The organism is Bradyrhizobium sp. RT6a (assembly GCF_040547675.1).
Taxonomy (GTDB): domain Bacteria; phylum Pseudomonadota; class Alphaproteobacteria; order Rhizobiales; family Xanthobacteraceae; genus Bradyrhizobium.
Genome location: NZ_JBEPQC010000001.1, coordinates 706,975 through 721,083, shown reverse-complemented (window position 1 = coordinate 721,083; position 14,109 = coordinate 706,975). Strand labels below are relative to the sequence as shown.

The following is a 14,109-nucleotide window of genomic DNA, read 5'->3' as shown; positions in this document are numbered from 1 at the left end:
GCGCGAAGCGGTGCTGAAACAAAGCCGTGCCATCTGTTGGAGTCATCGAGCTCATAGGAGGCCGAAATGCGCCGTCTGGTTTTCGCCGTTGCCCTGCTCGTGGTCGCTTCAGCCGGGATCTCGGCATCGTTTGCCGCAGTACACCATGCCAAGACATTGACGTTTTCCGAGCGCTTTGCCCCGGCGCTCGAGTTGATGGCGAAGCGCTAGTCCAGCACCACAGTGCTGCGCAGCCTCGCCTAGCGCAATTGCGATGCCGCCACAGCGTGCGGGGGGCGGTTCGAACCTGCTGCGTAACGGCGTGGCGCGCTTGACGTATCGCAAACAGGCTTTGATGCCGGCCGCTAAGGTCCGCCGGCATGACCGCCGAACCAGCCTTGCGCATCCGCGTCGCCGGGTGGCTCCGGATCATGCCGTCTGGAGACATGATGATGAGTCTGATTCTTCGCATTCTGTTTGTGTTCGCCGGGGCCGTCACCGCGCTGTTCGTCGCGCGTGACGCCCTGAACTTCACGATCATCCAAACCTTCGTCGCCATCCTGCTCATGACCGCCGTCGTGGCTCTCGGGAGCCTTTGGAGCTTGCGGCGCAAGGCCTGAGCGAGGCCTTCAACCAGCAGCGTCGCGATCGATTTTGCGCAAGCGGACAAAGGCGGCCCAGGCCCGCGGATAATCCTTGTCCGTGGGATCAATCGCAAGTAGCGCGCGGCATGCTTCCTTGATCTCCTCAGGCGAAGGACGCTTGGTCGGAACCCCGGATGATTTGGCTTCCTCCCAGCGAGCCTCGATATCTTTCGCGAAAGCCAGGGCCTCGGCGCCCGTCCGCTTCTGCGCCGATTTCGCCAGCGGATGGTCCGAGGGGAAGGTCGGCCATGCGGCCGGCGGCTGATCGACACGCCACGTCAATTCATCTGCTTGTCGCCCCTCCACGCCCGAACTTGAATGCTGTGCTACTGGCGCCCGTCCTGCCCCTGCTAACGCTGCCGAACCCGATGAGCCGGCCGATCTCTGCGGGGCCGCCAAACCTGGCGCGACCGCCGCTGTCTGTCCGGCCAGCTGGCCAAGCTGTTGTTCCATCGTTCCGCTGCTGGACTTGGGGATGATTTTTTCGACGGTCTTGATCATCGACAGCGCGCCTGGCGATATCAGCGTGTTCTGATCGGCAATTTTGTCATCGGCCGCGGCTGGGCAGGGCTTGTAAGCAGAGCGCTGCGACGTCATCCGGCCGTCGTCGTCGATACGGGCAAAATCGATCGCGACGGTGTAGACGAACGCGGCCTCGACATACTGCGTCTCTTTATCCATCGCCTTTACGGAGCCGCATACGTATCTTGCCCTGTCTGCATCGATCGTTCGCAGGCCGTTGAAGTGAGCTGAATTCGGCGCAACCAGGACGCGCAAGACGGCAGCCCGCGCCTTGCCATGCTCCGATTCGAACATGCTCCATATCTCGTTCGCGTCGATGAAGTCGGGCTGATAGTTCCATGCGTATCCGGCCGCGAAGAATGCCGTGCCAATACAGGTCGCGATAACAAATGCCCGCACGTTCATGAGAAGCCCCCAACAGGCACGACTCATCAGCGTCTCCGGTGACGGAAACTGCGCAAGTTGTGCCAAAGCGTTTGTGCTAGTTGAGGGTGAGATTCTTAATTAAACGTGTGCGATTGCGAAAACGCAGAGTTCCCGTCACACGGGAACTCATCCGCTGCATTTGTCGTCGACGCGTTCCTTCCGCGCTCGCGGCGGGCGCTCATTTCTTCGGCAGCCGTCCCATCAAATAGAATTCGTCATTCGGCCGCATGCCGGTGAAATTCGCCAGCCGGTTAGATAACGCAAAGAAGGCGGAGATTGCGGCGATATCCCAGATGTCGTCGTCGCTGAAGCCATGCGGCGCGAGCGCGGTGAAATCATCCTCGGAAATCCGCTGCGCATCGGCCGAGACCTTCATCGCGAAGTCGAGCATCGCCTTTTGCCGCGGCGTGATGTCGGCCTTGCGGTAGTTCGTGGCGATCTGGTCGGCGATCAGCGGGTTCTTGGCGCGGATACGCAGGATCGCGCCATGCGCAATCACGCAATACTGGCACTGATTCGCCGCCGAGGTCGCGACCACGATCATCTCGCGTTCGGCTTTGGTGACGCCGCCGTCCTTCTCCATCAGCGCGTCGTGGTAGGCGAAGAAGGCGCGGAACTCGTCCGGGCGGTAGGCCAGCGTCAAGAACACGTTCGGCACGAAGCCGCTCTTCTCCTGCACGGCGAGGAGACGTGTGCGGATGTCGTCAGGGAGCGCATCGAGGGCGGGAGCGGGGAAGCGTTGCGCGGGCTTTGTCATGGGCATGGATTCCGGCTTGGGGCCGGCAACCATAGTCGATGCCGGCGCCATGCTCAACGTGACGCCAGGCTCGCAATGCCGGAGCTGGAAAAACGAGCGTTGCTTTACCGCAGCGGCTTCTTCAGCAGCGAGAAGCGGTCCGGATCCAGCCCCATCGACGGTTGCAGCATCGGGGCTTCGACGTTCGAGAGCGTCTTCGCGGGCGGCGCCGAGAACACCGGATCGTTCGGCACGTCGCGCTGCGAGGTGGCACCGCGCCAGCGCTCGAGCACGGCGCCGACGAAATGCATGTCGTGACCGGAGGTGACGGACGGCACGCTGCTGATGGTGGCTTCGCCGCGCGGCAATTGATGCGGCGGCACCTCCTTGAAGCGCAGCCGCGTCGGCAGCGCGACACCTTCGCCGAATGCCAGCACTTCGCGGGTCCCGAGCGAAGGCACGAACGAAAGCAGGTTCGCGGCCGCATCTGACACGGCGGCGCGCAGCAGCGCCTGGTCGCGCTCGTTGGCAAGACGCATCGTGAACAGCGTGTTGCACTGGGAGATGATGGTGGCGTCGAGCTCAGCCGGACGCTGGGTGATGAGGCCGAGATAGACGCCGTATTTACGGCCTTCCTTGGCGATGCGCGACACCGCCTTGCGGGTCGGCCCGAAGCCGACATTGCGATCAGCGGAGGCGTAGCGGTGAGCCTCTTCGCAAACGAACAACATCGGCGAAACGCCATCGCTCCACAGGCCGAAGTCGAAGGCCATGCGGCAGAGCACCGAGACGACGGAATCGATGACTTCGGCCGGGAAGCCGGCGAGCTGCATCACCGTCATCGGCTTGCCGTTGGCTGGGAGGCGGAACAGATGACTGATCACCTCGGCCATGGTGTCACCGCCGACATTGGCGTTGTCGAACATGAAGGCGTAGCGCGGGTCGTTGCGGACCGCCTCGATGCGGGAGATCAGCTTGTGATAGATGATGCGCGAGGAGCGGTTCTCGAGCTTGCCCATGCGTTCGTCGATCAGCGACATCAGATCGACCAGGCGATAGGGCACCGGCGTATCGACGGTGTAGCCGATCTGCTTGGGATCGATGCGCTTCAGGCCAATGCGGTCGGCGTTCTGGTACTGGGTGTAGACGCCCTTGGCGAGCGGAATGACTTCTGCGAGGACGTCGAGCTCCTCGGGCACGCCGGCGCGGCCGCCGAACAGCACGTCGACGATTTCCTCGAAATTGAACAGCCAGAATGGCAGTTTCAAATTGCGCGGATTGAGCACCAGCGCGCGGTCCCCGAAGCAGCGGCCATATTCGTTGTGCACATCGAGCAGGAAGATACGCAGGTTCGGGCGCGCCTTAAGGATCTCGTTGAGCAACAGCGACACACCGGTCGATTTGCCGACGCCGGTCGATCCCAGCACTGCAAAGTGCTTGGAGAGCATTTCCTCGATGTCGACATAGGCGACGACGGAGCTGTCCTGCTGAAGGAAGCCGACATTGATCTGGTCGGATCCGGTCGGCGCGTAGATTGTGCGCAGCTCCTGGCTCGTGATCAGATCGACGGAATCGCCGATTGTCGGATAGTTGGTGACGCCGCGCTGGAATTTGGCCTTGCCGGTCGCGTTGAGGATTTCGCCCAGCAGGTCGACCGAGGCGATGGCGATCAAATTGTCGTTGCTCGACAGGTTTTCGCAGGACACCTCGGTGATCATCGCGACGATGACCGAGCTGGCGCAGCGGATACTGACGAACCGGCCGACAGTGGCCCGCACTTCCGAGACCGGCATGCGGCTTTCGGCCAGCAGCCCGACCCGGGCGAGCGATCCGCGAACCGAAATCACGCGTCCAAAAGATGTCACAATGAATGAACCTGGCAAGAGCAACGGGTTGACCCGGACTATGCACGGCCGTCGCTGGACAAACGGTTAAGCGGCAGGGGCCGGCGCTTCGTTAAATCCGCGACAATTCGGGTGCGAGGTTTGTTCCCAATGCATACTTCCTGGCAGAAGCGGCCGAGAAATGCTGCTTTTTCCCGGCCGTCGACACCGACAGGGTTTAAGGAAGATTTTACCATTCGGGCAGTCGGTCGCCTTGGGGGACGGGTCGTCGTCTTGGATGGGCCGTCATTCGCTCGCAGTGACGACTTTTGATTTGTTGACGGGACCTAATCATTTGTACATTGGTGCAAATGAACCGGCAGCCTCAGTGCCGCCCACCGGCGCATGAGCGGATTGCCGCCGGCGCCAGCTCGAGGGATCCGATCCAGCGGATCGCAAGCCACGCCTTGGAGGACATCATGCAGCCCGAACCGATCCTCGATCTCGCTCATCTCGGCCACATGGAGCTGTTGACGCCCAAGCCGGACGAGAGCCTGAAATTCTTCGTCGACGTGATGGGCATGACCGTCAGCGGGCAAAAGGGCGAGTCGGTCTATTTGCGCGGCTGGGACGACTATGAGCGCTATTCGCTCAAACTGACGGCGTCGAAGACATCGGGCATGGAGCACATGGCGTTACGCGCGCGCAGCCAGCAGGCGCTGGAGCGCCGCGTCGCGGCGCTGAAAGGGTCCGGCTTCGACATCGGCTGGATCGACGGCGACATGGGGCAGGGGCCGACCTTCCGCTGCCGCGATCCCGATGGACACATCGTCGAGCTCTATTACGAGACCGAATGGTATCAAGCGCCGCCGGAGCTGAAGCCGGCGCTGAAGAACCAGGCGCAGCGCTTTCCCGCGCGCGGCGTCAACGTCCGGCGCCTCGACCATCTCAATTGCCTCGCCGTGGACATCAAGGCGAACCGCGAGTTCTTCGAGAATTATCTCGGCTGCCGCCTCACCGAGCAGATCGTGCTGAACGACGGCCGCGAAGCGGCGATGTGGCTGACGATGTCGAACAAGAGCTACGATTTCGCCTATTCGCTCGACCATTCCGGCACGCCCGGCCGCTTCCACCACGTCACCTACGCGCTCGACAGCCGCGAAGAGATCTTGCGCGCCGCCGACATCTTCCTGGAGAACGGCGTCCACATCGAGACCGGCCCGCACAAGCACGCGATCCAGCAGACCTTCTTCCTCTACGTCTACGAGCCCGGCGGCAATCGCGTCGAAGTCGCCAATGCCGGCGCGCGCCTCATCCTCGCGCCCGACTGGAGGCCAATCGTGTGGACGGAGGAGGAGCGCAAGAAGGGGCAGGCGTGGGGCCTGAAGACGATCGAGTCGTTCCATACGCACGGCACGCCGCCTGTGGAGCACAAGGAGTAGCGCTTAGTTCGCGGCGGCTCTCACACGCGCAATCGTCTCCTTCACGCCGGTCCACGCCGGCCTGTCCGGTGCAAACTGCTTGCGCAGAAAGGTGACCAGTTCCTCGACCTGCGTATCGCTCATGCTGTTCTTGAATGCCGGCATGTAGCCGAGATCGCTCGACACCGGCTCGGCGATGCCGTGCAGGATGATTTGCACGAGATTGTCCGATGCGGCGCTGTACAGATTGCTGTTGAGTGCCAGCGAGGGCCGGCTGCCGAACAGCGGCAGGCCGCCGACCTCATGACAGACGGCGCAGGCTCCCTGATAGAGCCGCGCGCCTGTGGAGGAAGCAACCGTGACTTGCGTTGACGCTTCAAGCCTGGTTGCGAGTGCGTCCTGCGTCGGCGTCCCGGTCGCGGTATCATTGAACGAGTTCAGATAGACGGCCATGGCGCGGATGTCATGGTCGGGCAGGGCTTTGAGGTCCCTGACAACAGGCGCCATCGGTCCGGCGGCGACGCCATGATATCGCGATTGGCCCGTGCGCAAATAAGCGAAAAGCTCGTCCTCGCTCCATGGGATCGGCGCGTGCGAGAGCGAGGTCAGCGGCGGCGCCTCCCAGCCCTCGGCAAAGCCGCCGGCGAGATAGGCGCCACGCTGCTCGGCGCCGAGCGCGTTGCGCGGCGAATGGCAGGCGCTGCAATGGCCGAGACCTTCAACGAGATAAGCGCCGCGATTCCAGACTTCGGATTTGGCGGGATCAGGCTTGAACTCCCGCGTCTGGTGAAACAGCGCATTCCATCCGGCAAGTAGCGGGCGAAGATTGAACGGGAAGGCGAGCGTATTCGCAGGCTGCGTCGCGCGCACCGCCGGCTGCGCCATCAGGTAGGCGTAGAGCGCCTGCATGTCGGCATCGCCGGTCTTCGAAAAGTGCGTGTAGGGGAAGGCGGGATAGAGCTGCCGTCCGTCGCGATGCAGCCCGTCGCGCATCGCGCGCTCGAACGCGGGATAGGACCAGGCGCCGATTCCGGTCTCGACATCTGGCGTGATGTTGGTCGCGTAGATCGTGCCGAACGGCGTCTCCAGGGCGCGGCCGCCGGCGTTGAGCGCACCGCCGATCGTGGTGTGGCACTCCGCGCAATTGCCGAGTGCGGCCAGTTGTTGCCCGCGCGCGATCGTCGCTGCGGAATAGACCGATGGGTCGGGCCGCGCGATCGGCGCGATGGCGCGGCCGGGCAAAACAGCCGCACCGATGCCAATCGCCGCGGTGCAGACGGCCGCGATCGTGGCGAAGATGCCGGCGCGTTTGGCGAAGGGGTTTTCCCAGATGCGGGATGGCTGTGGCGTAGCGGGAGCTGGCAGCGCCTGCGGCGTGGCTGGGGCGCCGCCGTGCAGCCCGTTGAGGATACGTTCAGGCGTGAACGGCGGCTCGCGAAAGCGCACGCCGGTGGCATCGAAGATCGCGTTCGCAATCGCGGCCGCACTCGGGACCGAGGCGGATTCGCCGACGCCGAGCGGCGGCTGGTCCGGCCGCGGCAGCAGCAACACGTCGATCTTGGGCACGTCAGGGAAGGGGATGATCGGATAGGCGCCCCATTCCCGCGCCGCGACTGCGCCGCGCTCGAACGAGACCTCCTCCATCAGCGCGCGGCTGGTGGACTGGATGACGTTGCCATGGATCTGGTGGCGCACACCGTCCGGGTTGATCATCAATCCGGAGTCCTGCCCCGCGACGACTCGCGTGACGCTGACCTCGCCGGTCGACTTGTTGACGGCAACGTCGGTGACCCAGGCCGACCACGCCGCGCCATAGCCGGGAAATTTGCTGTGGACGTAGAGCGCATAGGCAAAGCCGCGCCCATGCAGGATCTCGCCGTCTTTCTCTTCGCGCACTGGCCGCGGCGTCCAGCCCGCGCGCTCGGCGACCGCATTGACGAGATCGACGGCGCGCTGGTCCTTCAGATAACGCAGGCGATATTCGATCGGGTCGACGCCGGCCTCGGTCGCGGCCTCGTCGATATAGGATTCATGCGCAAAGGTGTTCGGCAGGGCCGAGACGCCGCGAAACCAGGACGCGCGCACGATCGGCGCCATGTCGTGGGCGACGACGCGCATGTGGTCGTAATCGTAAGGCGGGATCGCTGTGCGGTCGCCCATCTGGAGGACGTCCGGCTTCGGCGATATCCGCCCCGTCAGCAACAGCGCCAACGTCGGCGCGGCATTCGAGGGATAGCGCGTGGCGAGATCGTAAGCAGCGACGTCACCCTCCGCGTTCAGGCCGCCATTGACGTCGATGAGCTGCGCGGCGCCTTTGGGCTCCCAGGCGTGCTCCTGCTCGCGCGTCAGCTGCACGCGCACGGGTCGGCCGACCGCGCGCGAGAGCAACAGCGCGTCCGCGGTGACATCGTCGGCGCAGTTGCGGCCGTAGCAGCCGGCGGCCTCCAACCTGATGACATCGATCTCGCTCTCGGGACGCTCGATCAACAGCGACAGGTCGCCGCGCAGCACGTGCGGATTCTGCGTGCCCGACCAGACGCGGATGTTGCCGTCCTGGAAGTCGGCGACCGCGCAGGACGGGCCGATCGAGGCATGCATCTGATATGGCCAGACGTAAGTGCGCTGCATCGGCTTGGCCGCACCGGCAATGGCAGCATCGACGTCACCCTTGTCGATCAGGGTGCGCGGTGTCGATGGATTGGCTCGCAGTGCCGTCTCGACGTCGGAAAGATCCGTTAGTTCAGGCGTCGGGCGCCAGCTCACCGCAAGCTGCTCCGCCGCGCGGATCGCGTTCTCCTCGCGCTCCGTGACGACGCCGACGAAATCGCCGATCCGCACGACGGCTATGATGCCGGGAATGTCGCGCACCGAGGATTCGTCGACCGAAATCAGGCTGGTGCCGACGAACGGGCCGGCGTCGACGCCGGCATAGGGCGGGCGCACCACGCGGCCGTGCAGCATGCCTGCTACACGGATGTCGTGCACGAAGGTCAGCTCGCCCGTGGCCTTGGCCGGCAGGTCGACGCGGGGCATCGATTGGCCGACAATGGCGTAATCGCCGACCTGCTTGACGGCGACATCGTCGGCAAGCTCGAGACGAATCGTCTCTCCGCCGATCAACTCGCCATAGCTGACGCTGCGATTGTCGTGCCCGCGCACAAGGCCGTCTTCGATCCTGAGATCGGCTGCCGGCAGTTCCAGGCGCTCGGCCGCACGTGCGATCAGAAAGTGTCGCGCCTGCGCGGCGGCCTTGCGCAGGGGAACGGCGGTGATCTGGATGGTCTCGCTCGCGATCGTGGCGCCCTGGTTCGGCACCGTTGCGGTATCGCCGAGCACCACGACGACGCGGGCAAAGGAGACGTCGAGCTCTTCAGCCACGATCTGGCCAAGCGCCGTGCGGATGCCGGTACCGAGATCGACATGACCATTGTAGGCTGTGACCGAACCGTCCGCTGTGATGCGGACGAAGGTCTCGGAGGTGCACTCGTCCACGGTGCGGACGACGACGAGCGAGCCGGATTGCAGCTCAGCTCCGTTCGGATGCGGGGAGGCCATCAATCACCGGCCTCGGCGAGGTGGCCGGACGCACGCATCACGGCGCGGAGAATTTCAATATGCGTTCCGCAGCGACAGAGATTGTAGCGCAGCGCCGCCAGCGCCTCCTGTTCGGTGGGCCGCGGGTTGATCGCAAGCAGCGCCTTGGTCGTCATGATCATGCCATTGAGACAGTAGCCGCATTGCGCGGCTTGTTCGTCGATGAAGGCCTGCTGCACCACGTCCGGCTTGTCGCGGCTACCGAGCCCTTCGAGCGTCACGATGTCGCGGCCTGCGCAGCCACTGATCGGAATCACGCAGGAGCGCGCCGCCGCGCCATCGATCAGGACAGTGCAGGTGCCGCATTCACCGAGGCCGCAACCGTATTTCGGACCGTTGAGCGCGAGATCGTTGCGCAGCACGTAGAGCAGCGGCGTGTCTCGCGCCGCAGTGATCTCGTGGATTCTGCCGTTCACGGTGAGGCGGATCGGTGTCTGCGTCATCCTCGTTCCCAAGTCGACTCGTCGAGCGCCGCGGCCAAAGCGTCGCGAAAATTCCAAGCTCGCTCAAAATCTACGTTGCGACGATACCGTTTGTACACAAACGTGCAAGCCGTGCATGCCGCAGTGCAGCGCGAATGCCTTCTTTGTGGACAGAGCGGATAGGCAAATGAGGTTTTATGCGGCAGGCGTATGTTTTGCGCCGCACCGCCGCTTGACAGCCATCGGGAGGGCGCGCAACATCGTTCGTGTACAAATGATAACTGCACTGTCGGCTGGCTTTGACATGGTGACTGAACCTACGAGCGCCGCCATCGACAAGATCCGCTGCGATGCGTGTCCGGTGATGTGCTACATCAAGCCGGGCGCGGCGGGCGCCTGCGACCGCTATGCCAATCACGAGGGCAAGCTCGTCCGCGTCGATCCGCATGTGATCCTGGAGCGCACCGTGTCGCATGGCGGCAAGCTCGTTCCGTTCAGCCGCACCGAAGATTGGGACGGCAAGATCGTCCACGAGCCTTCCACCTTTGTAACCGCGATCGGGGCGGGTACGACCTATCCCGACTACAAACCGGCGCCGTTCATCGTCTCGGCGGAGGTCGACGGCGTCGATATGGTGACTGTCGTCACCGAGGGCATCTTCTCCTATTGCGGCATCAAGGTGAAGATCGACACCGACCGCTATCTCGGGCCGGAGACCGCGACCGTCCGTGCCCAAGGCGAGGCGGTCGGTCATGTCACCACCAGCGAATACGGTTCGCAGATGCTGTCGCTCGGCGGCGTGCATCATCTGACCGGCGGCTCCAAGAAGGAAGGCCGCGTCACCTGCGACACGCTGATGGACCTGGCGAATTGCAAGGCGGTCGAGCTCACCATTGACGGCGGCGCGAGCGTGGTGGTGCAGGCCGGCCAGCCGCCGATCGTCAACGGCATGAAAGAAGAGCGCATGCGCGTCGGCTGCGGCTCGGCGACGATCGGCATGTTCGCCAAGCAATGGCACGGCAAGGTCGACGAGGTCGTCGTGGTCGACGACCATATCACCGGCGTGCTTAGCGAGCACCAGGCCGGCAAGCTGCTCGACATCGCAGACACCGGCATCAAGATGAAAGGGCGGCGCTCGACGCCCGGCCGCTATTTCCAGGTCGCCGATCCCGGCACGGGTTGGGGCGGCACCAATATCTCCGATCCGCTCGCAATCCTGGGACCGTTCGACGCCAAGGAAGCCAGGGCCGGTCTTTCCATGCTGATGGTCTCCACTACCGGCGAGCATTCGTCTTATTACGTGCTCGACGAGACCTTGAAGCCGGTCGAGACCGAGATGCCGGACGACCTCAAGTTCTCGGTCGAGCGCATTCAGGAGAATTGCGAACCGGCGCTGTGTACGGTGTTGTTCATGGCGGGCGCCGGTGGATCCTTGCGGGCGGGCGTGACCGACAATCCGGTGCGGCTGACGCGCTCGGTGAAGGACGCGCTGACGCGCGTCACCAGTGGCGGCGCACCGGTCTATGTCTGGCCGGGCGGCGGCATCACCTACATGGTCGACGTGACGCAGATGCCTGCGGGGGCGTTCGGCTACGTGCCGACGCCCGCGCTGGTCGCGCCGATCGAATTCACGATGAAGCTGTCGGACTATGCAGCGCTCGGCGGGCACATGGATTATGTGAAACCGCTCTCCGAAGTTCAGGGCGGCGACGATGTCCGCCAATTGCCTTGGCAGAACCCGATTCCGGGACCTCGGGCATGACAAGGCTTCCGCAAATCGCGTTGCTGTCTGACGGCCGGCGGCTGCATTTGCAGGATGGACCGATTGATCTGATCGTCGAGGCGAGGGGGGCCGCCGACGCAGTGCATGCAGCCTATGAGGCGGCCGCGCAGCGCTTCACGGGTTTGCTCGACGAGCTCTGCGCGGAACTGCCGGAGTTGCGGGCTGCCGTCGAGGGGCGGACCTCGTTGGTAGGCGTTGTGGCGCGTCGCATGCACGCCGCGGCGGCGCCCTATGCCGCTGATGGCTTCATCACGCCGATGGCCGCTGTGGCCGGCAGCGTGGCGGAGGAGGTGTTGGGCGCGATGCTGGGTGCGGCATCGCTCGATCGGGCCTATGTCAACAATGGCGGCGACATCGCCCTGCATCTCGTCGAGGGCGAGCATTTTTCGGTCGGCCTGATGGATCGGCCCGATCGCGACGGCGTGATACGGACGATCAGAGTGGACGCCGATGATCCCGTGCGCGGCATTGCGACCAGTGGACGGCACGGCCGCAGCTTTTCGCTCGGGATTGCCGATGCGGTGACCGTATTGGCCGGAACGGCGTCGCAAGCCGATGCGGCTGCGACGATCATTGCAAACGCCGTCGATCTGCCGGGGCATCCCGCGGTCATCCGAAAACCTGCGAACGAACTTCAGCCCGACAGCGATCTCGGCGGGCGGCTCGTGACCCGCAACGTTGGTGGATTGTCGCAGAACGAGATCACCACCGCGCTCGAATCTGGCGCGGAATGTGCACGGCAATTATTCGATCGCGGATTGATCGAGAGTGCCGTGCTGCAGCTTTGTGGTGATATGCTTGTCATCGGGACCAAGGATATTGAACGGCAACGACCGCGCCAGTTTGTGCCGGAGAACGCGGTTCATGCCTGAACAGGGAAGCGGCTTGAGGAAACAATCATGAGCGCGATCATCCGCAAGATCGTCACCGTCGTCGAAGAGACGCAGATGGAGATGGGCCGCCAGGTCTCGCCGCCGACGCGGCGTGCGGCGGCAATCGCCGTGATTGAGAACCCGTTTGCTGGAAAGTATGTCGAGGATCTCTCGCCGCTGATCGCGATTGGCGAAGAGCTCGGCGAGCTGCTATCGAAGCGCGCGGTGGCGGCGCTCGGCATCGACGGGTCCAAGGCGCAGAGCTATGGCAAGGCCGCGGCCGTCGGCGAGAACGGCGAGTTGGAGCATGCAGCCGCCATCCTTCACCCGAAAATGGGCGCGCCGGTGCGCAAAGTGCTGAGCAAGGGCGCTGCGCTGATCCCGTCGTCGAAGAAGCGCAGTGGACCCGGCACGACGCTGGACATTCCGCTGGGCCACAAGGATGCAGCCTTCGTGCGCAGTCATTTCGACGGCATGGAAGTGCAGATCAACGACGCGCCGCGCGCCAACGAAATCATGGTGGCGGTCGCCGTTACCGACAGCGGCCGTCCTTTGCCGCGCGTCGGCGGGCTGACGGCTGCGGAGATCAAGGGCGAAGACGGACTGCGTTAATCTTTTCAGAAAAGTGGAGGTTGGGATGCGAGCAAAGAACTATTTCGCCGGCGCGGCATTTGCGCTGTTGGCGAGCGGCATGGCTCATTCGGCTCTGGCGCAGGACATCAAGATCGGCGAGATCAACAGTTATTCGTTGCTTCCGGCGTTCACCGAGCCCTATCGCAAGGGCTGGCAGCTCGCGGTCGAAGAGATCAACGCGGCCGGCGGCATCAACGGCAAGAAGCTTGTCGTCGTCTCCAAAGACGACGGCGGCAAGCCGGCGGATGCGCAGACCGCGGCCAACGAGCTGGTGTCGAGCGAGGGCGTGGCGATGTTGACGGGTACGTTCCTGTCGAACATCGGTCTTGCGGTCAGCGACTTCGCCAACCAGAAGAAGGTATTCTTCCTGGCGGCCGAGCCGCTGACGGACGCCATCACTTGGTCCAAGGGCAACAAATACACGTTCCGACTGCGCCCTTCCAACTACATGCAGGCGGCTATGCTGGTGGAAGCAGCCAGCAAGCTGCCGGCAAAGCGTTGGGCGACGATCGCGCCGAACTATGAATACGGCCAGTCCGCGGTCGCGGTGTTCAAGAAGCTGATGTCGGAGAAGCGGCCCGACATCCAGTGGGTCGACGAGCAGTGGCCGCCGCAGGGCAAGATCGACGCGGGCCCGGTGGTGCAGGCGGTTGCAGCGGCCAATCCCGAAGCGATCCTCAACGTCACCTTCGGCGCCGACCTCGTGAAGCTCGTGCGTGAAGGCAACACCCGCGGGCTGTTCAAGGGCCGCGAAGTTGTGTCCTTCCTGACCGGCGAGCCCGAATATCTCGACCCGCTCAAGGAGGAGACGCCCGAGGGCTGGATCGTCACCGGCTATCCCTGGTACTCGATCAAGACGCCCGAGCACGACGCGTTCCTGAAGGCGTATCAGGCCAAGTACAACGACTATCCGCGTCTCGGCTCCATCGTCGGCTACCAGACCATCAAGTCTGCGGCGGCGATCCTGGCGAAGGCCAATTCGACCGATCCGGAGAAGCTGATCACTGCGGCGGAAGGATTGTCGATGCCGTCGCCGCTGGGCGAGATCACCTTCCGCAAGATCGATCACCAGTCGACGCTCGGTGCCTATGTCGGCAAGACCGCGCTGAAGGACGGCAAGGGCGTGATGGTGGACTCGTCTTACAAGAAGGGCGCGGACTATCTGCCAAGTGATGCCGAAGTCGAGAAGCTGCGTCCGAAGGATTGATCTCCGCTGCCGTAGGGTGGGTTAGCCGCAGGCATAACCCACCACGG

12 protein-coding genes are annotated in these 14,109 nt (G+C 63.8%); 7 read left to right on the top strand and 5 right to left on the bottom strand.

The genetic code is table 11. The features are described from left to right. Positions 1 to 66: 66 nt before the first annotated feature. Positions 67 to 210: a hypothetical protein gene (locus tag ABIC03_RS03645; protein ID WP_007608861.1), complete on the top strand. Its 144-nt coding sequence runs from the start codon at positions 67 to 69 to the stop codon at positions 208 to 210. A 149-nt stretch (positions 211 to 359) separates the two neighbouring features. After that, positions 360 to 599, top strand: a complete 240-nt coding sequence (locus ABIC03_RS03640) for a hypothetical protein (RefSeq protein WP_275167416.1) — start codon at positions 360 to 362, stop codon at positions 597 to 599. Between the two features lie 9 nt (positions 600 to 608). On the opposite strand, the gene ABIC03_RS03635 is transcribed toward ABIC03_RS03640, so the two are convergent. From ABIC03_RS03635 to ABIC03_RS03625, 3 genes are all read right to left on the bottom strand, one after another. After that, on the bottom strand, positions 609 to 1,550 hold the full coding sequence (locus ABIC03_RS03635; RefSeq protein WP_354055600.1) for a hypothetical protein: 942 nt from the start codon (positions 1,548 to 1,550) through the stop codon (positions 609 to 611). Positions 1,551 to 1,749: 199 nt separating this feature from the next. Continuing rightward, the gene (locus ABIC03_RS03630) at positions 1,750 to 2,328 is read right to left on the bottom strand and encodes a peroxidase-related enzyme (RefSeq protein ID WP_354055598.1); all 579 of its coding nucleotides are present in this window, start codon (positions 2,326 to 2,328) and stop codon (positions 1,750 to 1,752) included. 104 nt (positions 2,329 to 2,432) lie between these two features. Then, positions 2,433 to 4,172, bottom strand: coding sequence for an ATP-binding protein (locus ABIC03_RS03625; RefSeq protein WP_007592463.1), 1,740 nt, complete (start codon positions 4,170 to 4,172; stop codon positions 2,433 to 2,435). 437 nt (positions 4,173 to 4,609) lie between these two features. On the opposite strand from ABIC03_RS03625, the gene ABIC03_RS03620 reads away from it, so the two are divergent. Then, the gene (locus ABIC03_RS03620) at positions 4,610 to 5,572 is read left to right on the top strand and encodes a catechol 2,3-dioxygenase (protein ID WP_354055596.1); all 963 of its coding nucleotides are present in this window, start codon (positions 4,610 to 4,612) and stop codon (positions 5,570 to 5,572) included. Between the two features lie 3 nt (positions 5,573 to 5,575). Here the strand turns inward: ABIC03_RS03620 and ABIC03_RS03615 are convergent, their stop codons facing one another. Beyond that, positions 5,576 to 9,106 carry a molybdopterin cofactor-binding domain-containing protein gene (locus tag ABIC03_RS03615; RefSeq protein ID WP_354055594.1) on the bottom strand — a complete coding sequence of 1,177 codons (3,531 nt, stop codon included), beginning with the start codon at positions 9,104 to 9,106 and terminating at the stop codon, positions 5,576 to 5,578. Further along, positions 9,106 to 9,588, bottom strand: coding sequence for a (2Fe-2S)-binding protein (locus tag ABIC03_RS03610; RefSeq protein ID WP_354055592.1), 483 nt, complete (start codon positions 9,586 to 9,588; stop codon positions 9,106 to 9,108). Before ABIC03_RS03610 ends, ABIC03_RS03615 begins: the two co-directional genes overlap by 1 nt. A gap of 283 nt (positions 9,589 to 9,871) precedes the next feature. Between ABIC03_RS03610 and ABIC03_RS03605 the strand changes: the two genes are divergently transcribed. Genes ABIC03_RS03605 through ABIC03_RS03590 form a run of 4 tightly spaced genes read left to right on the top strand, consistent with a single transcriptional unit; the run spans position 9,872 to position 14,062 of the window. Then, positions 9,872 to 11,329 (top strand): 6-hydroxynicotinate reductase, encoded by a 1,458-nt coding sequence (locus tag ABIC03_RS03605; protein ID WP_354055590.1) that lies wholly within the window; start codon positions 9,872 to 9,874, stop codon positions 11,327 to 11,329. Next, on the top strand, positions 11,326 to 12,222 hold the full coding sequence (locus ABIC03_RS03600; protein WP_354055588.1) for a UPF0280 family protein: 897 nt from the start codon (positions 11,326 to 11,328) through the stop codon (positions 12,220 to 12,222). Before ABIC03_RS03605 ends, ABIC03_RS03600 begins: the two co-directional genes overlap by 4 nt. Positions 12,223 to 12,249: 27 nt before the next feature. Next, a complete protein-coding gene (locus tag ABIC03_RS03595) occupies positions 12,250 to 12,834 on the top strand; it encodes an amino acid synthesis family protein (protein WP_211399699.1) in 585 nt (194 codons plus the stop codon). A gap of 25 nt (positions 12,835 to 12,859) precedes the next feature. Further along, on the top strand, positions 12,860 to 14,062 hold the full coding sequence (locus tag ABIC03_RS03590) for an ABC transporter substrate-binding protein (protein ID WP_354055585.1): 1,203 nt from the start codon (positions 12,860 to 12,862) through the stop codon (positions 14,060 to 14,062). Positions 14,063 to 14,109 lie beyond the last annotated feature (47 nt).

Coding starts and splice junctions, on each gene's coding strand:
- ABIC03_RS03605 (WP_354055590.1), top strand. CDS start 9,872: ATGGTGACTGAACCTACGAGCGCCGCCATCGACAAGATCCGCTGCGAT.
- ABIC03_RS03610 (WP_354055592.1), bottom strand. CDS start 9,588: ATGACGCAGACACCGATCCGCCTCACCGTGAACGGCAGAATCCACGAG.
- ABIC03_RS03600 (WP_354055588.1), top strand. CDS start 11,326: ATGACAAGGCTTCCGCAAATCGCGTTGCTGTCTGACGGCCGGCGGCTG.
- ABIC03_RS03640 (WP_275167416.1), top strand. CDS start 360: ATGACCGCCGAACCAGCCTTGCGCATCCGCGTCGCCGGGTGGCTCCGG.
- ABIC03_RS03630 (WP_354055598.1), bottom strand. CDS start 2,328: ATGACAAAGCCCGCGCAACGCTTCCCCGCTCCCGCCCTCGATGCGCTC.
- ABIC03_RS03615 (WP_354055594.1), bottom strand. CDS start 9,106: ATGGCCTCCCCGCATCCGAACGGAGCTGAGCTGCAATCCGGCTCGCTC.
- ABIC03_RS03620 (WP_354055596.1), top strand. CDS start 4,610: ATGCAGCCCGAACCGATCCTCGATCTCGCTCATCTCGGCCACATGGAG.
- ABIC03_RS03595 (WP_211399699.1), top strand. CDS start 12,250: ATGAGCGCGATCATCCGCAAGATCGTCACCGTCGTCGAAGAGACGCAG.
- ABIC03_RS03645 (WP_007608861.1), top strand. CDS start 67: ATGCGCCGTCTGGTTTTCGCCGTTGCCCTGCTCGTGGTCGCTTCAGCC.
- ABIC03_RS03590 (WP_354055585.1), top strand. CDS start 12,860: ATGCGAGCAAAGAACTATTTCGCCGGCGCGGCATTTGCGCTGTTGGCG.
- ABIC03_RS03635 (WP_354055600.1), bottom strand. CDS start 1,550: ATGAACGTGCGGGCATTTGTTATCGCGACCTGTATTGGCACGGCATTC.